The organism is Chroococcidiopsis sp. SAG 2025, from assembly GCF_032860985.1.
Lineage (GTDB): Bacteria > Cyanobacteriota > Cyanobacteriia > Cyanobacteriales > Chroococcidiopsidaceae > Chroococcidiopsis.
The window spans coordinates 122,963-145,431 of sequence record NZ_JAOCNC010000002.1 but is presented as its reverse complement, the minus strand read 5'-3'; the positions used below and the strand labels follow the sequence as shown (position 1 = coordinate 145,431).

The 22,469-nt window shown below is 44.1% G+C and carries 23 protein-coding genes and 5 pseudogenes; 19 read left to right on the top strand and 9 right to left on the bottom strand.

Going from position 1 to position 22,469, the window contains the following annotated elements:
* Positions 1-794: 794 nt before the first annotated feature.
* Positions 795-1,860 (top strand): annotated as a pseudogene (locus tag N4J56_RS41460) (reverse transcriptase domain-containing protein); the annotation flags it as partial.
* Between the two features lie 213 nt (positions 1,861-2,073).
* Positions 2,074-2,892, top strand: coding sequence for an IS1 family transposase (locus N4J56_RS33290; protein WP_317110965.1), 819 nt, complete (start codon positions 2,074-2,076; stop codon positions 2,890-2,892).
* Between the two features lie 9 nt (positions 2,893-2,901).
* Here N4J56_RS33290 and N4J56_RS33285 read toward each other — a convergent pair whose 3' ends face one another.
* The 3 genes from N4J56_RS33285 to N4J56_RS33275 form a co-directional block, all read right to left on the bottom strand.
* The gene (locus N4J56_RS33285; RefSeq protein ID WP_317111299.1) at positions 2,902-3,180 is read right to left on the bottom strand and encodes a tyrosine-type recombinase/integrase; all 279 of its coding nucleotides are present in this window, start codon (positions 3,178-3,180) and stop codon (positions 2,902-2,904) included.
* 189 nt (positions 3,181-3,369) lie between these two features.
* Positions 3,370-3,978 carry a tyrosine-type recombinase/integrase gene (locus N4J56_RS33280; RefSeq protein ID WP_317110963.1) on the bottom strand — a complete coding sequence of 203 codons (609 nt, stop codon included), beginning with the start codon at positions 3,976-3,978 and terminating at the stop codon, positions 3,370-3,372.
* 2 nt (positions 3,979-3,980) lie between these two features.
* Entirely contained in the window at positions 3,981-4,754 is a 774-nt protein-coding gene (locus N4J56_RS33275) for a Uma2 family endonuclease (protein WP_410500721.1), read from the bottom strand.
* A 233-nt stretch (positions 4,755-4,987) separates the two neighbouring features.
* Here N4J56_RS33275 and N4J56_RS33270 point away from each other — a divergent pair, with 233 nt between their 5' ends.
* Both N4J56_RS33270 and N4J56_RS33265 read left to right on the top strand, forming a co-directional pair.
* The gene (locus N4J56_RS33270) at positions 4,988-5,776 is read left to right on the top strand and encodes a DUF4058 family protein (protein ID WP_317110959.1); all 789 of its coding nucleotides are present in this window, start codon (positions 4,988-4,990) and stop codon (positions 5,774-5,776) included.
* On the top strand, positions 5,776-6,234 hold the full coding sequence (locus N4J56_RS33265) for a hypothetical protein (protein ID WP_317110958.1): 459 nt from the start codon (positions 5,776-5,778) through the stop codon (positions 6,232-6,234). The genes N4J56_RS33270 and N4J56_RS33265 overlap by 1 nt, the downstream gene beginning before the upstream one ends.
* On the opposite strand, the gene N4J56_RS33260 is transcribed toward N4J56_RS33265, so the two are convergent.
* Complete coding sequence (locus tag N4J56_RS33260) at positions 6,210-6,359, bottom strand: hypothetical protein (protein ID WP_317106469.1); 150 nt, start codon at positions 6,357-6,359, stop codon at positions 6,210-6,212. The genes N4J56_RS33265 and N4J56_RS33260 overlap by 25 nt on opposite strands.
* A 46-nt stretch (positions 6,360-6,405) precedes the next feature.
* Positions 6,406-6,879: a transposase gene (locus tag N4J56_RS33255; protein WP_317106468.1), complete on the bottom strand. Its 474-nt coding sequence runs from the start codon at positions 6,877-6,879 to the stop codon at positions 6,406-6,408.
* An 857-nt stretch (positions 6,880-7,736) separates the two neighbouring features.
* Here N4J56_RS33255 and N4J56_RS33250 point away from each other — a divergent pair.
* Entirely contained in the window at positions 7,737-8,477 is a 741-nt protein-coding gene (locus N4J56_RS33250; RefSeq protein WP_317110957.1) for a transposase family protein, read from the top strand.
* 98 nt (positions 8,478-8,575) lie between these two features.
* Here the strand turns inward: N4J56_RS33250 and N4J56_RS33245 are convergent, their stop codons facing one another.
* From N4J56_RS33245 to N4J56_RS33230, 4 genes are all read right to left on the bottom strand, one after another.
* Positions 8,576-8,839, bottom strand: coding sequence for an NAD(P)H-dependent oxidoreductase (locus N4J56_RS33245; protein WP_317110956.1), 264 nt, complete (start codon positions 8,837-8,839; stop codon positions 8,576-8,578).
* 42 nt (positions 8,840-8,881) lie between these two features.
* Entirely contained in the window at positions 8,882-9,502 is a 621-nt protein-coding gene (locus N4J56_RS33240; protein WP_317110954.1) for a flavodoxin domain-containing protein, read from the bottom strand.
* 4 nt (positions 9,503-9,506) lie between these two features.
* Positions 9,507-10,103, bottom strand: coding sequence for an isochorismatase family protein (locus N4J56_RS33235; RefSeq protein ID WP_317110953.1), 597 nt, complete (start codon positions 10,101-10,103; stop codon positions 9,507-9,509).
* Between the two features lie 202 nt (positions 10,104-10,305).
* Positions 10,306-10,800 (bottom strand): nuclear transport factor 2 family protein, encoded by a 495-nt coding sequence (locus N4J56_RS33230; RefSeq protein WP_317110952.1) that lies wholly within the window; start codon positions 10,798-10,800, stop codon positions 10,306-10,308.
* Between the two features lie 230 nt (positions 10,801-11,030).
* Here N4J56_RS33230 and N4J56_RS33225 point away from each other — a divergent pair, with 230 nt between their 5' ends.
* The 14 genes and pseudogenes from N4J56_RS33225 to N4J56_RS33170 all read left to right on the top strand — a co-directional run bounded on the left by N4J56_RS33225 (position 11,031) and on the right by N4J56_RS33170 (position 22,379).
* The gene (locus N4J56_RS33225; RefSeq protein ID WP_317110951.1) at positions 11,031-11,912 is read left to right on the top strand and encodes a LysR family transcriptional regulator; all 882 of its coding nucleotides are present in this window, start codon (positions 11,031-11,033) and stop codon (positions 11,910-11,912) included.
* A 240-nt stretch (positions 11,913-12,152) separates the two neighbouring features.
* Positions 12,153-12,858, top strand: a pseudogene (locus N4J56_RS33220) (IS6 family transposase).
* Positions 12,859-13,598: 740 nt separating this feature from the next.
* Positions 13,599-15,302 (top strand): GMC family oxidoreductase, encoded by a 1,704-nt coding sequence (locus N4J56_RS33215; protein WP_317110950.1) that lies wholly within the window; start codon positions 13,599-13,601, stop codon positions 15,300-15,302.
* Between the two features lie 707 nt (positions 15,303-16,009).
* On the top strand, positions 16,010-16,330 hold the full coding sequence (locus N4J56_RS33210; protein ID WP_317110949.1) for a hypothetical protein: 321 nt from the start codon (positions 16,010-16,012) through the stop codon (positions 16,328-16,330).
* Positions 16,331-16,785: 455 nt separating this feature from the next.
* A complete protein-coding gene (locus tag N4J56_RS33205) occupies positions 16,786-17,301 on the top strand; it encodes a hypothetical protein (protein ID WP_317110948.1) in 516 nt (171 codons plus the stop codon).
* Positions 17,288-17,403: pseudogene (locus N4J56_RS41455) on the top strand (IS4 family transposase); the annotation flags it as partial. The gene N4J56_RS33205 and the pseudogene N4J56_RS41455, both read left to right, overlap by 14 nt.
* Before the next feature lie 71 nt (positions 17,404-17,474).
* A pseudogene (locus N4J56_RS41450) lies at positions 17,475-17,537 on the top strand (hypothetical protein); the annotation flags it as partial.
* Positions 17,538-17,600: 63 nt separating this feature from the next.
* Positions 17,601-17,765 (top strand): IS1-like element transposase, encoded by a 165-nt coding sequence (locus N4J56_RS33200; protein WP_317110947.1) that lies wholly within the window; start codon positions 17,601-17,603, stop codon positions 17,763-17,765.
* A gap of 35 nt (positions 17,766-17,800) precedes the next feature.
* Positions 17,801-18,247, top strand: coding sequence for an IS1 family transposase (locus N4J56_RS33195; RefSeq protein ID WP_410500689.1), 447 nt, complete (start codon positions 17,801-17,803; stop codon positions 18,245-18,247).
* Positions 18,248-18,269: 22 nt separating this feature from the next.
* A pseudogene (locus N4J56_RS33190) lies at positions 18,270-18,920 on the top strand (phosphotransferase family protein); the annotation flags it as partial.
* A gap of 24 nt (positions 18,921-18,944) precedes the next feature.
* Positions 18,945-20,054, top strand: coding sequence for a T3SS effector HopA1 family protein (locus N4J56_RS33185; protein ID WP_317110944.1), 1,110 nt, complete (start codon positions 18,945-18,947; stop codon positions 20,052-20,054).
* A gap of 666 nt (positions 20,055-20,720) precedes the next feature.
* Positions 20,721-20,966, top strand: a complete 246-nt coding sequence (locus N4J56_RS33180; protein ID WP_317110943.1) for a hypothetical protein — start codon at positions 20,721-20,723, stop codon at positions 20,964-20,966.
* Positions 20,967-21,298: 332 nt separating this feature from the next.
* A complete protein-coding gene (locus N4J56_RS33175) occupies positions 21,299-22,132 on the top strand; it encodes a class I SAM-dependent methyltransferase (RefSeq protein WP_317110942.1) in 834 nt (277 codons plus the stop codon).
* 58 nt (positions 22,133-22,190) lie between these two features.
* Positions 22,191-22,379, top strand: coding sequence for a hypothetical protein (locus N4J56_RS33170; protein WP_317110940.1), 189 nt, complete (start codon positions 22,191-22,193; stop codon positions 22,377-22,379).
* Positions 22,380-22,469 lie beyond the last annotated feature (90 nt).

Here is a 22,469-nt window from a genome sequence, read left to right as displayed (position 1 = left end):
GATGAGAAGCGATCGCGGTATAACAACGCCCATGCACACCGACCGCCAGGTATTGTCAAATTAACGGGGTTGGCAGGAGCTGCTGTAGCGACCCACAATACTAAAGGATTAGGACCACAATCAGCGCTATTTTAAGACCCAATCTGAGCCAGAAATCAGCTTGTTTGCAAGCCAAGATGATTATGTTTGCAAGCCGCTAGTGTGATTCGTTCTGTCGAAATGAGTAGAAATATTCGGGGATGACAGGCAAGGTAAATAGAAGGGATTATTCCCAACCGAACCTTGACAACTCAGTTTTTCGTGATGGTGTAATTCCATCCCTCCAGGTGCAGGAGTGACAGCGAGTCCCCTATCTCAACAAGGTGGTTCCTTGTTGGGGTAAAGCGGGGAATCATGGCGGTAACTACTAGCCTAATGCGGAATCCCGCCAAGCATAGCTGGTCATGGATAGGAATACAAATCTCTTGACTGAATCATCGTAATGCAAAACAAGCCAAAAGGCTGTGAGGCTTGTCCCAAAAGGGAGAGGATAAGTGGTTGGCTGATTAAGCGGCAGACCAATATGCACTCACAATAAACCCGGTGAAGAGAGAGAATCCTAAAACCAGCGTCAAACGAAAAATTGGGAACGAAGTAACTCCCTATGCGCTCTCAGAAAATGGTCGATTTCCTGAGTAGGTAGCCAACCGCAAGCCTTCAGGGGAAGGATTGCCTCAGAAGCCAACGCCTCTTTGTAATGAGGAGGATATGCAGACGGAGGCACGGTGACTTGGATAGTAGAGGTACAAGTAGCAATGTATACGTCTAAAACGAGTGTAAAGACTACGGTGGAATGGAATGCTATCCCCTGGCGAAAGCACCAGAGGAAGGTATTAAGTTGCAAAAGCGCATTTACAAAGCCTCGCAGCGTGGTGATGTCAAAGCAGTCCGAAAACTCCAGAAAACTTTGTTACATTCCTGGTCAGCTAAGTGTTTAGCGGTGCGTAGAATAACACAAGATAACCGAGGAAAAAAAAAAAACCGCAGGAGTGGATGGCGTAAAATCGTTGTCCCCAGCAGCACGTCTGACATTGGTAAATTCCTTAAAACTAGGAAATAAAGCTACCCCCACTCGAAGGGTGTGGATACCAAAACCTGGTGGTCGGGAAGAATTTCGCCCGTTATCAATACCTACAATTTTTGACCGTGCCTTGCAAGGTCTAGTAAAATTAGCCTTAGAACCTGAATGGGAAGCCGTTTTGAGCCAAACTCGTTCGGTTTTCGACCAGGAAGAAGCGCCCATGATGCGATTCAGGCAATATTCAACACGATTAAGTTCAAACCTAAATATGTGTTGGATGCCGATATTGCGAAATGTTTTGACAAAATTAATCACAATGTTCTGCTGTCAAAATTAAATACATTCCCCACCATCTGCCGACAAATTCGTGCATGGTTAAAAGCGGGAGTGATTGATTTCTCCGAATATGCTTTGAGGGAGAAATCTGACAACACAACAACATCAATGGGTGTTCCACAAGGGGTACGATTTCGCCATTATTAGCGAATATAGCCCTCCACGGCATGGAAAATAGAATTAAACAAGTTGCTTTAAGTCTACCCGGCTCTCTAGCGACGAACTATACAGCAATAAGCTTAATTCGATTTGCAGATGATTTCGTCATTCTGCATAAAGACCTTGCCGTTATCCAAAGATGTCAGCAGATTATTAGTGAGTGGTTAAGCGAATTGGGGCTGGAATTGAAACCAAGTAAAACCCGAATATCCCATACACTTAATATGTATGAAGCTCGGGTTGGTCTTGATTTTCTGGGTTTCACTGTCCGACAATTTCCTGTTGGAAAATATCACAGTGGTAAAACCCGGATTTCTCACAAGCCTGCTGTACGAAGGATAAAAGTAGCAAGATACAGTTGAAAGATCCCTTATTAGTTTGCTAAAGCAGCTTTTGTGAAGTGCTAGGTAGTGGTATGGAAGTAGTGGTGAGGTAAAACCCTTGCCTCATCAGCATTCTCTATAATATTAGCTAATGGAAATAATCCTCATGTAATCCCCCGCAATTCGGCATTTTTGATGACAACAATTTTGGCTTTCTTATTTTACTCATTTGTATTACTACTACCTAAATTAACACAAGAGGCGATAGAATCATCCCCAAAAATATATGAAAAACCTTCAGAACGAGTCTGTCCTACCTGTGGCTCCGAGCATGTAATTAAAAATGGTTCAACTCACAATGGCAAGCCAAAATATCAGTGCAAAATCTGTGGTCGCCAATTTGCGATCGATCCGACTAATTCATCTGTTTCAGAGGAAACCAAGCAGATGATCGATCGGCTCTTGCTGGAGAGAATATCACTGCGAGGAATTGCCAGGGTGACTCAAGTAAGTTGGTCTTGGCTGCAAGATTATGTCAATCAAAAGCTAGCTCGAACTCCGCGCCAAATTAAGGTTTCAGAAAAGTCAACAGGAGAATTGACCATTGAATGTGACGAGATGTGGTCATTTGTTAATAGCAAGAAAAATGAGGTCTATATCTGGCTAGCAATCGACCGCAATTCTCGAAAAATTATCGGTTGCTATATCGGAGATAGAACCAGAAAATCTGCTAGTAAATTATGGGTCTCCTTACCAAAGATTTATCAGCAATCTGCCTTTGCCTATACAGATTTTTGGCAGGCTTACAAGACAGTTATTCCCCATGAATATCATCGAGCAGTTGGTAAAGAAACAGGTCTAACTAATCGTATTGAAAGGTTGAATAATACCTTCAGACAGCGCGTTTCTCGGTTAGTAAGAGAAAGCCTATCATTTTCCAAAAAGCTGAACAACCACATTGGAGCGATTTGGTACTTCATTCATGGCTACAATGCAGAGTTAGACAGGATTTGAGCCTCACCACTACTTCCATATCACTACCGTATGGCGGAACGAGTGTGGGTGTAGCTGGGAAATTTCTGCTAATTCACCGATCTTTTCTATGGCAAAATAAATGCCGCGATCGCTCAATCGTTCACATGAACGAGTCGCGTGTTGGGACAAAATCAAGGGGCGATCGCTCGTGATTTCCTCTCCTTGTTCAGAGCGCCACAACAAATACTCCTTGAGTGCGTCGCGACTCCCTTTTCGCAACGGTACTAATCGCGGCTCGTTTGTCTTCGTGTCTGCGACAAAAATCAGCCTACCATCGAACGCACCGACATTAACCCTCTTTAATCACTTTGACGAGAGTAATTTCTTAAACCCGCTCTACAGAAGGATTTATCCTAAAATGCTACAGATGAAGTTAGATCTTAGAAAATCAAGCCTGAAAGCCATACGGGATAAGCAATCTCAATTTATGGTTGTATTTTTACTTCATTAGAGTGATTAAAGAGGGTTAAGGCTGACAATTTCTCCCGCCCGCAAGCCGTGACTCAAGATGTGGAGTAAAGCTAGATCCCGTTGCTGTGTCTCGCCTAGATACTCGGTTGCCGCCCAAACTCGCCCTACTTCCTCGGCTGTCAAACTCTGGGCAGGAGGTAGAGGGATCTTCTCTAGCTTCACACTGGCAGTCGGATTGACGGCGAGAATGTCAGGATAGGCTAGCACCAGCCAGCCAAAGAAGCTTTTGAGCGTGGCGATCGCGCTGTTAATGCTATTTTTGGAGAGCGGTTTATCCTGAGCGGTGTGTACTTCCTCTACTAAATAAGCCTTATACTGGGCAATGTGGCGTGGTTCGATCTCTGACCACAGCAAATCTGTCCAAGCAATAAAGCGCCTCAGTTCTCGTTCGTAAACCTTGCGCGAGTTAGGTGCTAAGTTGTTACTGTTGATAAATTCTCGAACTTTAGTCACGCGGATATCAGTTAGTGCCACCCCAATTTTGGCAGGTCTACCTCGTCTCGGTTGAGGTGGGGGTGCAGCATCCAAGCTGCTAGAATTAAGGGAAATCACTTTGATGGGTGGTAGGCGATCGCTATTGTCCATTGCCGTCATACCTAAACGAGATCGGGATCTTCACCTAATTCCCGCAGCCTTTGTGCCAATCGCTCGGAACGCTGACGTTCTGCCTCTGCCCGCTGGCGCTCTGACGCGGCTTGTTGCTGTTGGAGCGCAGCTATTTCCTCTGATAGCAAGACTAGATCTCCGGTGCGATCGTAGAAGCGCAGCCAATTGTAAGTTCCTGTTGGCGGTTCTCGGCGGATACTACCATTCCAAGTGCCCAGCCACAATTCTAAAGTTTCGCACCATAACCAACCGCGTTCGTTAGGAACCAGAGGCTGGTAGCCACGTCCTAATTCCAAGTGCCATCCCGCTAGCGAGTCGGCAGCAAAAGGATCGTATATAAAGTAATCTGGAGTGCGGAACACCCGTTCGTACAAATCTTTTTTCGCCCCACGATCCACATTTGCCGTACTCGGCGACAGTAATTCGACGATCGCATCGGGATAGCGACCGTCTTCTTCCCACACCACCCAGCCTTGGCGCTCGTGGCTACCGTCTACATCCAAGGCAACAAAAAAATCTGGACCGCGAAAGTCACGATTCATCGCTTGATTGCGGCTGTAGTAGACGAACATATTGCCACCCGCAAAAAAGTCCGACCGCTCGGCTAGCGCCGAGAGCGTCGAATCAATCAGGACGTTCATCGCAATTCGGTGGCGGTTAGTCTCCAACGGCTCTCCATCATCGAAAACGAGATCGCTTGGGGGTTCTGGCGCTGACCACTCTTGTACGTACTTTTCCTGCCCGATTGCGGTTTCATGGGACATGGCTGAGTAGCGGCAATCTGCCTCATCGAGGTGAGCGATGAAAACCGAGTCGGTCAACTTATGAGTTGGTCAACTTATGGTTTCAATTCAGTATACCACCCCCTGTATATAAAATAAGTCACAATTATCTTTTATCCGACTATACTACGACTAAATTCGGAATAGTACAAGTGTTCTATAGAGTGAACGTCTGAAGTTGTACAATACAGAAAATTATCATCGGCTGTGCATTTATGCCTTCACCCTTTCCGGGGATGGACCCTTATCTAGAAGGATATTTATGGTCGGACGTGCATTCGGCACTGGCGAACAAGATTCGCCAAGTCTTAGTGCCGCTACTTCGTCCCCGCTACACGGCTAGACTAGAAATTTATCTAGTGGAGGATAATGCGCCAGAAACCGAAGTGGGAATTCTCTACCCCGACGTAGAAGTACTTCAGGTTGGCTCTCGACAAATTGGGGCGCTACAGTCAAACCAGTCTGGTGCGCTCGCAACTACACCTGCTCAATTAACTTTGCCCGTGTTGCAACCAGTTGAAGTCCGCGTGCCGACTGTAGAAATTCGCGACACCGCACTCAACGTCTTGGTAACTTGCATTGAAATTCTGTCTCCCGTCAACAAGCGCGAACCTGGATTGACTGGATACCGCCAAAAACGCCAACGCCTTTACCAAGCAGGTGTCAACTTAATTGAATTAGATTTGCTACGCCGAGGCAGTCGCCCTTTCAACCATCCGCGTTTACCAAACGTGCCATATTTAATTGAGCTAACTCGCGCCTCTTCCGGCGTAGTGGAAGTTTGGACGTTGGGGTTGCAGGATCGACTGCCCGTGATTCCCGTACCCCTGCGCCAACCCGACCCTGACGTGCCGCTTGACTTGGCTGCTGTTTTCAATGCTATTTATGATGAGGCAGCCTACGATTTGTCAATCGACTATCGCGCCACGCCACCGCCACCGCCGTTATCCGAGTCGGATGCCCTTTGGCTGGAAAACCTACTTGCACCGTTGAGGAAATATTGATGTCTCGCCCCAGTCAAGAAAAATGCAGGCTTTGCTCGAAGTTGAGCGTCACCGAAGCCAAGCTCAAACACGGAGTGGAAGGCGATCGCTGTTGGGATGACGAGCGCTGCCACAATCGCCGCTCTTACTATCGCCATCGTGGAGTGCGAAACTACAATCGCAAACAACACCGCCGAGCAGAGCGATCTCCAGAACAATTAGGAACGAGCGCAGCAATTTTGTCAATTCCCGCTCCAGCCGCTCCAGCCGCGATCGCTCATTTCTATCGAGAAACGAAAGACTCACCTCTACACGCAATTGGAGCCGAGTTATGGATGGGAAACCATCGTGTGGCAAAAATCGAACCCGTACATTGTTTGGGACTGGCGGAAACACAAGTGAGAATGTTATTGGTAAGGATATTAGAGGGATTTTCTAGTCATAAAACATTATCTCAGATCTTGCAGCATTCTCGATAAGCAAGAATGGGTAAAGGTTTGAGGATAATTTCAAAATCGAATTGTGCAGCAATGTCAGCATTGACTCGGATGAACCGCAGCAATTGTAACCACAGAACCGAGGGAAACAGTACAGTTAATGCCAAATCACTGGCAGCTTTCCAATCCAGGACAGGAGGTAGTGACCATTGGTCAATCCAATGCGCCAATAGATAGGCAATTAGCGCTCTTGATGAGCCAGCGATAGACACCAAGTTTCGTAGTTTGCCCAAAGCGATGCAGCCCAAAACGATGTTTGCTCGTTTTGAAAAAGCCCTCAATGCAAGAGCGCTTACGTCCTAGCCGCACCAGATAAATGCCAGAGTAAGGATGGGTAGAAACGACAAAGCGCAGTTCTCGCTTGCCTTCGGCTCGTTTGAGCCAGAACCAGGACACCGTCAGTGGCTGTGTGTCTCCCGCTAAATACACCTGTTGTCCACGGTTGGCATGGCGATACAGTTGCTTTAGATGACGACCGTCCTGCATTTTGCGATTGCAGCGCATCCCCACGACTGCTCGCCACGACTGCTTTCGCACTGCTTTGAGAAACTCTACGGTGCCAAACTCCGTATCTGCCTGTACAATGACCACCCTGCCCTGACTCAACTGGGTTGGAACCGTTGCCAACAACTTGCAGGCTAATTGTACTGGGCGCTTGATAGCCTTTGCCCCGCCAGACCCGAAAGCTCCAAGGCACTCGCCACTCACCCACCACCAGGTACAATACTACTAAATGTAATCCCCGCTTACCGTTAAGTATTCTCACCCAGGGGTCAGGTGCCTTGGGGTCATTCGTCGGCGTACTCAACTGCAAAAACTTGCCGCACTTTTCGAATGTCGTTAGATCGATCGACACTCGCAAAGGAGTGCTTGGATGAGGGGGATGAGCGGTCACTTGCTGCAACACCATTTGACGAGTCGTGCGAATCACGCTACGAGTAGACCAATTGTAGTGATTCAAAAATCGACTCAATGAAGAAGCGGATTTCACCTGGGTGTGCTGGGGTAAAGGATATCCTTGAGCTTCAAGAAACAGCCCGAACAGGGCGTTTAGACTGGCTTTCTGGTATGTGCTAGGCATTAAGCAAAGAAGGCTATAGACTAGCCCTTGGGCGTATTCGACGATGGTTTCCATAATCGTCAACTCAAATTATTCCTACGCCCTTTCTTCCAGATTTTGGCTCTTTTGGCAACCCTTTATTGAGAATGGTGCAAGATCTCAGTTATCGGAAATTAAGCCTGTAAGATAGAGCACGAAAGGTGGAGCTGTTAGGCGTGAGCGAGGTTGCCCGATGAGAATGAGCTATCAAGAGCTAAAGAATAAGCCCATGACTCTGCAAAGCCTGAGTGGGTTGAAGCCCGAGGAATTTGAAGCCTTGTTAGTTCCATTTGGCCAAGCATGGGACACCTATGTTGAAGAAACGTTTCGGCAAGTCAAGCGGCAAAGGGCTTATGGTGCCGGAAGAAAGGCAGAGCTCGAGCGGTTGGACGATAAGCTGTTGTTTATTTTGGTGTATTTTCGGTTGTATCCGACCCAGGAGGTTCAGGGCTATTTGTTTGGGTTCGGGCAAGCGCAAGCGAATGAGTGGGTGCATCGGTTAACCCGCGTCTTGAATCAAGCGTTGGGCAAAGAGAAACACCTGCCGGAACGAGAGCCAGCGAAACTGGAAGCGGTGCTCAGTGCCTGTCCCAGTTTAGAATTCATCATCGATGGTACGGAACGTCCAATCAATCGCCCCAAAAACAAGGAGGAGCGCAAGACCTACTACAGTGGCAAGAAAAAAGCTCATACGGTGAAAAATGACGTGATTGTGCAACGAGGTGGGACAGTGGTGTTTCTCAGTGACACCTATGAAGGGAAGAAGCACGATAAAAAGATCGCCGATGAAGAAGAGTACCAATTCCCCCCAGAGAGTACATTGTGGCAAGATACGGGTTTTCAAGGCTATGCGCCGGATGGGGTAACGATTCAACAACCGAAGAAGAAACCACGGAACGCCGAACTAAGCGATCTCGAGAAAAAGAAGAATCAAGCCATTTCCAAAGTTCGAGTCGAAGTAGAACACCATATTGGTGGCATCAAACGCTGTCAAATTGTGGTGCAGAAATTTCGCAATCGGAAGGAGCACTATACCGATGATGTGATGGAAACAGCCTGTGGTTTGCACAATCTGCGCCTCACCCATCGACAAACAAGAGCGGTTACTGCCCCAAAGGCAGCCTAATCGAGCAGGGAAGAGGTGAAAAAAAGGAATGCTCGGGACAAGAGGAGGAAGAATTTTGAGAATATGGATAGACTATTCCGATGTTTCGTAATTCTGTACTATTTCCGATAAAGTTTATTTACTAACTCATCCGAAATTCGCATCGCTTCGATACTTTCCGGCGAGTGCTGCTCTGGCGGCGTATAAGCTCCGGCAATCCAGGCTTCGCTCACAAATGGAACCGGGTAATGTCCGATGTCCCGATAGGTGACAACATCGTTGGGATGGGCAGCTTGCCAATCTGTGATGTACAATTTGGCAAGGGTGCGGGAGATCGATCGCTCTCCTCGCGGACTGGTATCAATGTGAAGCAGATGAGTCATAGAAAGGATTGCTCTTGGTAAAAATCGAGTACAGTTTGTCATTCATGCGGTTTGAGTTTCTGAAAACAGGGCAATCAATTCTGAAGACGGTGCCTGATTGCCCTGTGCCATCAAGTTTTTGCCCTGTAGCGCTACTGCCACCCGTGCCACGTTAGCCCCATGATGATAGGCACACTGAAGCATCTCATCGGTGATGCCAACTGGCTCCATATTGGGTCCGCCGCTTCTGCCATGAGCGCCCCAGTGACTTCCGGCAACGCCTGCTCCGGGTGTAGTTTTGGGCAACGGCACAAGAATCATGCCTGCCCCTGCCATTGCTGCAAGCAGTCCCAATTGGGCGATTTCCACACCTGCCCCGGCATTGCCATATCCACCCCCAACCGAGAACACACCACCCACTTTGCCTACCAGATCATCGGTGAGCCAAAGCACTTCGATCGTGTTCTCGATAAATTGCTTCACCCGTGCATCCGCAGAACGGTGGCGCAGTGGTGTGCCTAACAGCAGCGCATCGCAATTGCGGACTTCCTCTATGGTTGCCGCTGTTGCTTCACGCAGCAGGACTGTTGTAGATGTGAGCGATCGTGCTCCATCAGCAACTGCCTCAGCCATTTTGTGTGTGTTGCCCAGCGTTGAGGTGTAAACGACCAGAATGTTTGTCATGTACTCACGCCTCCAAGAATTTAGACAGAATTTCTTGGTACATGATAGTTTGAATCGTGTGCCCGACTCCTTCTGACCAAGAATTCGCCAATTCCGCCATCGCTTGATTAGTTGAAGTCAATGTAACTCCATGTCTTTCCATGCGTCGCGTGGAAGTTTCATCGGCAAGCATGGTTGGCGAGCCACCCGCATCCACTACGACTTGGACTTCGTAGCCGTCTTCCACTGCACTGATGGCTGGAAAGACAATGCAGACATCGTTGGTCAGCCCAGCCATAATCAGCTTTTTCTTGCCTGTAGCTTTAACTGCGCTTTTGAAGTCCTCATACTCCCAGCAGTCAACAACGCCGGGGCGCTTGATCCGTTTTTCGTATGCTTCCGGCGCGATGATCTGCAAATCGTCCAGCAGCAAACCTTGAAAATTGGCCTCCATACTGCTGGTTAAGATAAGAGGCATCTTGGTTTCGACCGCCGTGCGAGCCAGTGCGCGCGTGTTTTGCACAATCTCTTCACGCGGTAGGTTGCGGGCGAGCTTAATTGTGCCTTGTTGATGGTCAATCAACAGTATTGCTGCATTTTCAACTGTAAATTTGTTTTTCATTTCGTGCTCCTCAAAACTTATTTTTTCTCGAATTTTTGCAAGCGTGTTGCAATCGAATCAGCCTAAGCTAAAACGATTTCTCATTATCAGACGTGAGCTATAATTGTAAAAATAACTACTGTTATTTGGTGTGCTACTCATCTTTATTGTTGTGAATTTGCTGCAAGTATTCGTATATCGGGTACAGTTTCTGGCGGAATACTTAAGCAGCGAAGACCGGAGCAGCATCCATGACCATACGGAAGTCGTAGATGAAGTTGTCACGAAAGCGCAGGATACTAACGCAGGGCAATGTCACGGTTGTCCCGTCTTGGCGAGTGTAAGTAACTTCTGCCTCGAAAACCGCTGAGCTGTCCCCTAGCCATAGCCCAACGTTCTCGTGATGCATCGCTTTAATTGCAGAGAAAAACTTTACTAGGGCATCTCGGATAGCCTCTTTCCCAACAACGGGTTCAGCATTGCCGAAGCGGAACTGTCCATTTTCAACAAAATTAGCGATGATGTTATCCACATTTAGCTTATCAACAGTTACAAAATATTCCCTTACCCACTCTTGAGATCTAAAGTTTTTCTTACTCTGTGCTAACGAGTCATCCATTGAGTTTTTTTCCAATCGAGTTATATTGCCGTTACCTACAATGAATGGTGTGTGAAATATACTCTTCCCCAGCTTCATTAAAGCTACGATGTTGTACATATAGTTTTGCGTTTGACCACTGGTAGACGAAAGGTAAATTTCAACTGGCAATCTACAGTCAAGGTTACATTTTCTTCACCAGCCAGAAGCGTACGATCAGTTTACGTTGATTATGTTTTTACCTAGTTATTATGAGTTTTCAAAAACATAATTAAGCTTACAGGATAAACTTATTGTTGTCTAATACTATTTTTGAGCTAAATTAATACCTTTAAGGTATCAATCGCATAATGGAACTTCGACAGCTACAATACTTTCTAGCTGTGGCGGAAGATCTGAATTTTGGTCGGGCAGCCGCACGACTTCAGATCGCCCAGCCACCACTTAGCCGACAGATCCGTCAGCTTGAAGATGAGTTAGGCGTAGAACTGTTTCGTCGCTCTAAGCGTCGAGTTGAGTTGACTGAAGCCGGAATAGCTTTTGTAGAAGAGGCACGCCAAATACTGGCACAAGTTGAACAAGGGGTGCTGGTGGCACAACGAGCCAGTCGTGGTGAAATCGGTCGGCTTGTTGTCGGATTTGAGGGTTCTTCTACCTATGATGTGATTCCAATGTCATTGAAGGTTTACCGAGAGCGCTTTCCCGAAGTCGATCTTGCCGTGTACGCAATGACTACAGAGGAGCAGATCCAGGCTCTACTTGAAGGTCGCATTGGGATCGGCTTTGTTATATCTCCCATTAATGATAAAAGATTGGCTATCGAGACTATCTTGCACGAATCCCTAGTCTTAGCAATACCTGAAAACCATCCTCTAGCAACCCGTACCAAGGTGCGGGTGCGGGAACTTGAAAGTGAACCCTTTATCACATTTCAACGCGATCGCGGCTGTGGACTGTATGACCAAGTCATCGCGGTTTGCCAACGCGCCAACTTCAGTCCTAGAATCATTCAAGAAGCGGACGAGATGCAAGTCATATTGGGTTTTGTAGCGGCAGGGCTGGGAGTTACCTTATTATCTGCCTCGGTTGTGCAGTTTCAACGACCAGGGGTAGTTTATCGGATGTTGCAACCATTCACGCCAAAAGTTTCCTTAGCTTTGGCTTGGCGGCGTGATGTAACATCGGCTGTACTACAAGCCTTTATTGAAGTAGTCAGGGAATGTGTAAGATGAGGCTAGCAATGCAAACAGCAGATATTGTCAACTTAATGGGATAAATCCGAAAATCGGCACGATGATTCCTGAGTAGCCAGCTTGGCTGATTTTAAGCAGCCGGTTTTAGACAAGCAACTGCTCGCCAATCCTCAAATCGTTGGCGCAGTTGTTCTCGGTATCGTAGTGCAGTGAGCTGATGTTGTTGGGGGTGAAAGGTATTGTCAACTTGACGGAGGGGAGTTGGGGTAAGATGACGAGATGAGTACAAATCCTTATCGTCGCTACCGATTCCCTGCCGAGATGATCAGCTACTGTGTCTGGCTCTACTACACATGAACCCTTGAGCTATCGGGATATTGAGAAAATGATGCTGTACAGAGGGATTGAGGTGACATACGAATCGATTCGGGAATGGTGCCAAAAATTTGGGCAGCAGTATGCCAATCAACTGCGGTGCCAACGTGCTTACATTGCTGACAAATGGCATTTAGATGAAGTGGTGGTCAGCATCAAAGGGCAGCAATATTATCTGTGGCGAGCGGTGGATGCGGAAGGGAACGTGCTCGATATTTTGATGCAACGGTATCGGGATACGAAGGCAGCCAAGCGCTTTTTCCGCAAGCTCCTGAAGCAGCAAGGCTTCGTGCCGCGGGTGATTGTCACCGATAAGTTAAAGAGCTATGAAGCCGCGAAGAAACAAGTGATGAAGAACGTAGAGCATCGACAGCATAAAGGATTGAATAATCGAGCAGAAAACTCGCATCAGCCGACACGAACGCGAGAGCGACGAATGCGTAAATTCAAATCCTCTGGGCAAGCACAGCGATTTCTATCTACATTTGGACCAATTCGAGACCACTTTCACCCCAAGCAACATCACCTGACTGCTCAACGCTATCGCCAACAACTCCGTCAACGATTTCAAGATTGGCAAGCAGTCGCTGGGCTAGTTTCTGCCGCCTAGTTTCAGCGAGTCTAATTGCTCAGGGATTATGGTGCTTAATTTTGAGGTTTTCCGATTAAGTTGACAATACCAGCCAGACACAGTAACTGATGATTTCACCACGGAATCGGTAACGGGCGTACATGGACAAGCAGTCGCGAAGCGAGTGGAACCAATACGATTATTCTGCATTGCGGTTAAGTTGACAATACCGGAAGTAGACATCGCAAAGACGAGTGGAAGTTTTTAGTTTTCTCACCTTATCATTTTCTGGTTTTTGCGACACAACCATTATCTCTAGTAAAAATAACTCGATTTACTGTTTTTTGCAACTCAAATACTCTACTGATTGAAATAGCTGAACTTTACTTTATCGACAATTTTGTGAGTTACATGAGAACATCAAGAACGTAGCACAAGGTAATTTAGCTAGCATTCCTAAAGGTGACTTACGATAATCGCAAAATTCATATATACAGTATTTGTCATGCATATTTGCAATTTGACTAAGCTCAAGTCTAGTTTGTATTTTTTCTTTAAAACTACTAATTTCTTTATTTTTTGACTAAATTTTCTAAAAATAAGTATGACAAACAATTCTTAATAGCTATTAATAGAGTAGTATCAATTGGGTGTAAAATATGCAAATTATTTTTACATTTTTTAAATAATTGCTGCAATTCACTTCTAGTAAGTATTTAGGATTATCTGAAGCAGAGTAAATAATTAAAATAAAAAAAGAAATAACATAGAAGCTAATAATGATTATTGACGCTCATTCTTTACCGCCAAATATCAGCCTTGAAGTTGAAGTTTGTATTGTTGGTGGCGGTCCGGCTGGAATTGCTTTAGCTCGTGAGTTCGCTAACCAAAAATTTCAGGTTTGCTTATTAGAAAGTGGTGGATGTAAACTGGAGCAGGACATCCAATCTCTAGCTGATGGAAAAGTAATTGGAGATCCCTATCCAAATCTAAGTGAATCACGCTGTCGTCAATTTGGCGGTACTGCTCATATTTGGGGATCGCCAATCGGTTATAAACAATCTGGCTTTCGGTGTTTACCTTTAGACAAAATTGATTTTGAACAGCGCGAGTGGTTACCTTACAGTGGTTGGCCTTTTACAAGGTTCGACCTCGACCCGTTCTATCAACGAGCACATCAAGTTTGTCAGTTGGGAGCTTTTACTTATAACGTTGAGGATTGGGAAAAGACTTCAGCGCGTCAATTGACTCTGAGAAGCGATCGCTTCATGACTACAATAAGTCAGTACGCTTCTCGTTCTATTTTCACAAATGACTATCAAGAACAGATCGGAAAAGCGAGTAATATCACTACTCTTCTCCATGCCACTGTTGTAGAAATTGAAACTGATGAAGTCGCCAAAAGTGTGACTCGTTTACGAGTTGTCTGTTCTCAGGATAAGCAGTTTTGGATTTCAGCAAAAGTATTCGTTTTAGCTACAGGAGGAATTGAGAATGCACGATTATTACTCCTCTCAAATCGAGTCCAGAAAACGGGACTAGGAAATCAGAACGACCTCGTTGGTAGATTTTTTATGGAGCGTCGTCAGATTAGTTGCGGTATGTTACTTCCCTATAGTCGCCGCTTCTTCGATCGGACGAACTTATACGATATTTGCAATGTTAAAGGAGTGCCGGTGATGGCATTAGTTACGCCATCTGAAAATTTAATGCACCGCGAACAACTATTGAACTTTGGAGCACAGCTACTTCTTACGCCTGAACACTATCAAAGAGAAGCTATCCGTTCTCTCAAAACGTTATTAATGTCTATTTCTGATGCAAAGTTACCTAAAAATATGCTGAAGCAACTTAGTAGTGTTATTACTGGTAGCGATTACATTGCTGCTGCTACTTTTTGGGCAGTCATTAGGCAATTACCTGGTTTGCAGAGAGGCTACTTGTCTTATCTCAACTATGAGAAGCGAAGGTTTTCTATGCTTGAAGTTGTCTCTCAATTTGAGCAAGCACCCGATCCAAATAACCGAGTTGTACTGAGTCACGAGCGCGATCGACTCAATCAAAATAAAGCAGAGGTTCACTGGCGGTTAAACGAAATAGATCTTTACACAATTGAAAGAGTCAAGAAAATCTGGGCAGAAGAAATTGCTCAAGCTGAAATTGGTAAGTTTCAGCTTGCTGAGGAGCCGAAGTTTGAAAAATTGGCTCTGTACCGTCCTTCATGCCATCACATGGGGACAACCCGGATGCACGACAATCCCAGACAAGGTGTTGTTAATGCTGATTGTCGGGTTCATGGGATCGATAACCTATATATAGCTGGCAGTTCGGTCTTTCCTACTTCAGGATATGCAAATCCTACCTTAACTATCATTGCCTTAGCAATTAGGCTCGCTGACCACATAAAAGCCATCCTCAACGTATCTCCAGGAATCACCAGCACTAGTTTAGAGGTTGACAACTTAGTTACGAATCAGGGATGAAACATATAGCTATTGGTGCCTGTTAGGTATTACGGTGATGACTCGACTTATAATGCGCCGATTAACCGCTTAAATATTTACTTTATAAATCACCTCTTATTCTTGCCAGCTTGTATTTTCTCAGCCCAGAACCTTCTTCAACTTCTGCTTACTATTGATTTAGAGTAGTTTAGCAATAAAGTTATAATTTATTGAATAAAAGTTTATGTTAAAAACTCCCGTTGTTCTGATAATTTTTAAGCGTCCAGATACTACTAAAAAGTATTTGAGTCCATTCGTCAAGCAAAACCAATTAAGCTATTAGTAGTAGCTGACGGTCCTCGCACTGAAAGACTTGATGAAGTAGAAAAATGTACTGCTACTCGCAATATTATCGAACAAGTAGATTGGAACTGCGAGGTACTGAAAAATTATTCGGACATCAATTTAGGCTGTGGTTGCCGTCCTGCTACAGGTATCACTTGGGCATTCAATCAAGTAGAAGAAGCAATCATACTTGAAGATGATTGTTTACCACATCCTTTATTCTTTCGTTTTTGTGAGGAAATGCTAGAGAAATACAAAGAGGATACAAGAATAATGCATATTGCTGGCACCAATTTTCAGTTTGGTCGGAGTTGTACAGATTACAGTTACTATTTCTCGCGTTATCCGTTATTTGGGGATGGGCAACTTGGCGTAGAGCATGGAAAAATTTTGACTTTGAGATGAAGCAACTACCAGAAATAATTGCAGATCGTTGGTTGACTGACATATTGAAGGATCGGAAATATGTTGATTATTGGGAACAGTTATTATTGAGTGTTTATAATTTAAGCAACCCTCATGTTTGGGATTATCAATGGACTTTTAGTTGCTGGACTCAAAGTGGTTTGAGTATTACTCCTCAAGTTAATTTAGTTTCTAATATTGGATATGGATTAGATGCTACTAACACAAGAGAAAGAAACAGTCCATACGCTAATATTCCACCTGAGTTACTAGCTTTTCCCTTAAATCATCCATCCTTTTATAATTCAAAATGTTGAAGCAGATACATTCGTACAAAAACTTTATTCAAAAGTAATTTAATTGCTAATCTTAGAACAAAAATAAGAAATCTTCTTTCAAAATAACTATCAAGACTCTAAAGATTAGAAAATCAGTTTTTTCAAAATCAAGGCAAGAAGTATCTGAGGGCTGATTTACTGAAAAAACTCAAGATACAAAACTATAAGAGTTGACTAAACTTTTTGCAAATTAAATCAAGCTGGCTCTATCGGCTGGTAGTGTTACAGACGAGTTGAGATAGACTCCAAATTCTTCTTGCAGCCGATGTTTCAAATCAATGAGCAACACATCCACAACACTACCATCTGAATTAGGAAGTAACTCAGTATTAAGCCAAAAATACTATCTTTTAACTTTTGAGCTAAATTAAGTTGACAATACCAGGAGACAAAATTCCAGAACTTTTCTAATCGACCACCAGAACAATGCTGAATTGTCAAATTTTGATTTATATAAAATTATAAAAAATAATTCAAAAAAAGTTAATTTTATTAATTTTATGAACATTTTAAATCAACTGAAAAAGTTAGGAAAAACTGCTGAAGTAGTCTCAGTTGTTTTTGAAGCTAGCACGGACATTCAATGCGTAAACGCTCAGGATTTTATACTTAAATCTGTCACAGTCGATAATGAACTGCCAGGAGGGAACTCACATGGTTTTACCAGTGTTGATTTAGATTCAATTAATTTGAGTGACAATGATGCTTTTGCTAACATATTTCTAGGTAATTATAGTGATAGATCGAGCCATCAAGAACTAGGAAGTAGTGGTTATAAAAGCGACATTGTTCGCGATTTTTTAACATCAGTTACGTTACTTGCTTTAGTCCTTGAAATAATAAGTTCCTGTGTACAGGACAAAAAGAGAGAGAGGGGTTGCAAAGAGATACAGGAAAAGGGTTTCATAGAAAGTTACCACACAATCACGAAACCCTATGAACCAGGTTAACTTACTACGGGAAACCTTAAAACCTCATTTGGGCTGGCACGGAGCAAGATTAAACTTTTGTCGTTGTTTCTCATTGCGCTAGTTAGAGTAAAAACAATAAATTGGTAATGTTATCAAACTGTTGTAATATGGGAGAATCAAAGTGAGATAAACAAGTAAGTTAAAGCTCTGTCATGACTGTTTGGCTTCCTGTTGAGTGTCCAGATTGTGGTTCAGATAATATTATCAAACACGGAAAATCACCGGAAAGGAAACAGCGCTATTTGTGCCGGAACTCCGACTGCCTTCGCTGCACTTTTATGCTTGACACCCAACAAGCAGGGCGAAAACGGGAAGTGAAGCAGAAAATTGTAGATATGGCTTTGAATGGAAGCGGTATTCGAGACACGGCGCGAGTATTGCATGTGAGTCCAGCAACAGTGATTAGGGAATTAAAAAAAAGTCGCCACAACTTGAACAAGTAAATCAAAGTTTGTTAAAGACAATTCAGGCGACAGAAGTGGAGGTAGAAATCCGACGGGTTGAAGAAGAAGCCCCGGAAGGGATTGAAGAAGCCCAATTAGATGAGATGTGGAGTTATGTCGGTAATAAAACTAATCAGAGGTGGTTGTGGCATGCCATTGACCGTCAAACCGGCCAAGTTCTTGCTTACACTTTTGGACAACGTAAAGACGAAGTCTTTCTTCAGCTCAAAAAGTTATTAGAGCCGTTTGGAATTAAGAATTACTGTACGGATGGTTGGAGAGCTTACGAACGTCATTTACCGACAGAGAGACATCAGGTTGGCAAGAGAAAAACTCAAAGAATTGAACGGAAACATCTAAGCTTAAGAACAAGAATTAAACGACTGACTCGAAAGACAATTTGCTTCTCCAGGTCTGAGGAAATGCATGACATAGTTATTGGTTTATTTATTAATCGGTATGAATTTGGCTTAAATATTTAACAACAGTTTGATAACATCACCGATTCAGGACTTGGAACGGATTGAGCCGGAGATTTTCGGTTTGGTACCTGCTGATGGTTTGAGGTTTTTTGCCCTGTATCAGAGATATGATAGCTTGGGACGAGCGATCGCACAATTGGTCAGTGGTTTCACTCCCACTTGTCTGACCCATAATGACTTAAAGCTAAATAACATCCTCCTCCACACCAATTGGCAGCAATCGACTAACAGTATTGTACGGCTAATTGATTGGGAGCGTGCTGCTTGGGGAGATCCGGCTTGGGATTTGGGAACGGTCATTAGCAGCTACGTGCAAATTTGGCTGGGAAGCTTGCTTATTAGTAAGTCCCTGAGTATTGAGGAGTCTCTGCGTTTGGCGATGACTCCCTTAGAACTGCTTCAACCTTCAATTAGTACCCTGACGCAAGCATACCTTAACACGTTTCCAAGAATTTTAGAACACCGTCCTGATTTCTTGCACCGAGTGGTGCAATTTGCTGGTTTTGCCTTGATTCAACAGATCCAGGCAATGATTCAGTATCAAAAATCTTTTGGTAATTCAGGGATTGTCATGCTTCAAGTTGTCAAGAGTTTGTTATGCAATCCAGAACAGTCAATGTCAACGATTTTTGGCACTACTACTGAATTAACTCAGCTTGGTGCTTCTGTTTGAGCTGTTTAGTGAAATGAAAAGATTATGCAATTACTTGATTCTCTACAAGCTCAGTTATCCCCCAAAGCAACTGGTCGACTACTGGATGTTTTGAAAGATATTGTTCACAAGATTGAAATTAAGTCTGACTTCTCGATTAGGCATCCAGATTACAAACCGTTAGAACTACCTGCTGAGGCGGTTACTAGGTTTGAAAAGATACCGGAACAGATGCAGCAGAAGTATTTGAGCCTGCAACTGCGTAATTTCCTTTACGGGGTCTATTACAACGGTTCAATGAAAACTGCTCTAGCTCTGGGTGGGGAGAGGAATGGTCTGCCACTGAATTTGGAGAATAATACTGTCCTGGGAGTAGATGTGGGGTTTTATGAGCGATTGCATGAAAGTAATTGTGGAGAGGGCTACTTTGACTCCGGTTGGTCTGTTCTGAGAGAGGAAACAGATGGAAGTTTAGCTGTGACTAAAGAAGGGTTGAGGCTACATATTCAGCAGGATAAGCATCTGCAACCATTCCAACAGACGGCTGCGCTGGGCGATTCAGTGGCTATCCGAATGCCCAAGAATCAGGTGCAGAATGGCTTTTATATAGCGGTTAGTAATGTAGGTTTCAGTCGTCTTGAGGATGCAAACAGTCATTCGGTAATGGTACGAATCTATTTCAATTTAACTCCTGATGGTGCTGTGGTGGTAATGGGTAGCCTGACGCAGCTACTGAATGAGATGATGTTTCCTTTTTGTTTCAAAGTTTTGTACAACTCAAAGGATTATCAGCGCTACGATTCTGGAGTTTTGTATTTTGACAAGAGGAATTATGATGTGGTTAGGGAAGGTTTGCAGATTGTGTATCAAGATGAATCGCATTTTAAGCCAGATATTCCCCTATTTACTAAGCAACTAGCACCAGGCTTGGGATTAGCTGAGGAACCAGACCAAAAGTTTGCCCAACAGGAAAGTTTTGGGATGAATCGCTGCCAGATTGTAGCGAATGGGTTGCTGGAAGCTTGGCTGCAAGGGGATAACTCTCCAGAAGGACGAACGAAGGCTATTTTTGGTCAATTTTCTCGTTTAGGAATTGACTTGCACCGTCCTTATCTGAATACTGATTCCAAAGACATTTACACACCGTTGACTTAAAATTCCTCCGGCAACGGCAGAAGCAATCATTGCCTATCTATGAAGCCATACTAACTCCAGTACTGTACTTCATTATTGATATCTTATCTCAACTTCGCTCTTTGCGGTAGTTGCAGGGTTCCATCCTTACGATTAAACAAAAGCCTACCTCTAAGGTTAGAGGTAGGTTTTTTATTTATGCCGTGTCTCCTCGGCTGTCGTGCAAACTATCTAATGGTTTGTCTTGCCTAGATAGTTTAAATTGAGATGCCCCCTTTGAATTAGCGATCGCCTGTACCATCCTGCTGGGAGATACTGTTTAATTAACTTGCTTGTGCTACCTAATTAGTTAAAATCTAGCTAACATAAGTGAATTTATTTTGTTTTTTTCCTTTAGGGTTAGGATGTGCGTTACTCGTCCCTAAACAAAAACTCTTTAGAAAATAACCTAAATACTATAGCTTTTATTAAAAACGTGTAGTAATCATCTGCTTTTTCTGCTCAGCAATTACAAACGCTAAACGTCCGATTTGTTTAGGAACTTTAATGTTACATTTAAACGCAAAATAAGTAATTATTTGTGTTGATATATCGAATGAAGTTAGTCACAATTTAAATATGGGATTAGAAATAAAAAACTGATTCCATTACCAAAAACTTACTTGCAATTTGAAAGGAAACTTACAAATGGCTAACATTGAAATTTCTAACCTGCACCCTGCTGGTTCTAACCTCTTCTCTGACTCGGAAAGTTACATGATGGATTTGTCTGAAGACGAACTCAACACAACTAGTGGCGGATTTGTGACACCCTTCTCCACCCCTATCACAGTAGTTCTTGGAGTTGCTCATAATGCCACTAAGGTTGCCGCCTTAGTCAAACCTGGTGAGAATAGAAGAGACGATAGAGGCCCCGTTTCTTGGGTTCCTTAGATTGATCGGATAATTAAAGTTGCACAAGCCATGAGTATACCCTGATCTCAGGTTAACTATGGCGGTGAATTGAATACAGGGTCATGCCCGCCCTGTATGCTAAAAGAAGATAGTAGTAAATGTGTAGAAAAAGTTTATGCTTACTAACTTAAATTTCCTCTGTTTATCAAATTAAATTTTGATTATCAATGCCTTAATATTGTGTGTATCATATCAATACAATTTCTGTTGATACCATTTAAGACCGCTGTAAAAATACCTTTATTTTACACCGCAGAGTGATAGGAAATTCAGTCCACAGAAATTAATAAATTTAATTAGAAGGTGTGCTTATGTCGCAACTCATATTGAAATTAACTGGCCTACCACGTACCATGCTGTTAACTCTCCGAGGACGGGCAGAGGAACAGGCACGTTCAGTTCCTTTGTTCCAAGACGAACTAGCTGTAGAGTGGCGTAAATTCCTACCTTGGGACGACCAACTGGAGAGATTCTATAGCCAGTTTGCTCAAATTGCTTGGGCTGTGAGAGCCTACCAATTTGACGTAGTAGCAAACAAGCACATTGCTAGCGTTCAAAATCCCCTAGTTGTCGAGTTAGGTGCAGGGCTGTCCACTCGTTACCATCGCGTTAGGCAAGAACAACTACACTGGATTGAGCTTGACTTACCTGAAGTTACTAACTTGCGTCGGCAGTTGGATATCGAGACAGAGCAGCATCAGTTTATGAGTAGTTCGGTAATGGATTTTGCCTGGATGGATGCTTTACCTTCAAAACCACCTGAGAGTATTTTATTCATTGCTGAAGGTCTACTGGTGTATTTTGAAGCCAACCAAGTGCAGCAGTTAGTTAACCAAATGCGTCAGCGATTTCCTAGTGCGACTTTGCTGATGGATGTAGTAGGTGAATTAAGCAAGCCTATTGCAAATCAGATGGCTCAGCAAGGATGGCCACTACAATGGTATGTCAAGGGAGAACGAGAGGTAGCAGAAATGGGGCTGTCACTCGTCAACGTTTGGTCTTTATATCAATTGTGTCCTGAACGCTGGCCCTTTTTGCTGCGATCGCAATCCTGGATACCCGATATCCGCAATGGCTGTTTGATTTTAGAAACCAAGCTTGAGCCATTTGGTCAATACATTGAGCCAAGGAGTCTTAACGGGTAATCGGCAAACGATCAGTCGCACTCCTTGCCCAGTCTGTTTGACATTTGACAGTTGCATTATGGGCTTTAATCCAGCGCTCCACCTGTTGCGAGATGTGCCAAGTTGCATTGTCCTAAACCAGCGCCAGAACCGATTTATTCTGTTGCCCAACCTGTGTACTCCAGTGATTGCTTGCCTACCCTCAGCCCTGAAAGAATGCACTCGCGTACAGCTTCTAGGTCTGGCTGCTACCCGTGCTGTTGCCTGAGATCGGAGTTTTCCGCACGAGAGGCGTTGGACTCCCCCAACAATTGGGTCTCCAGTTTTGTAAGACGCTGCAATACAGTATCTCGCACAA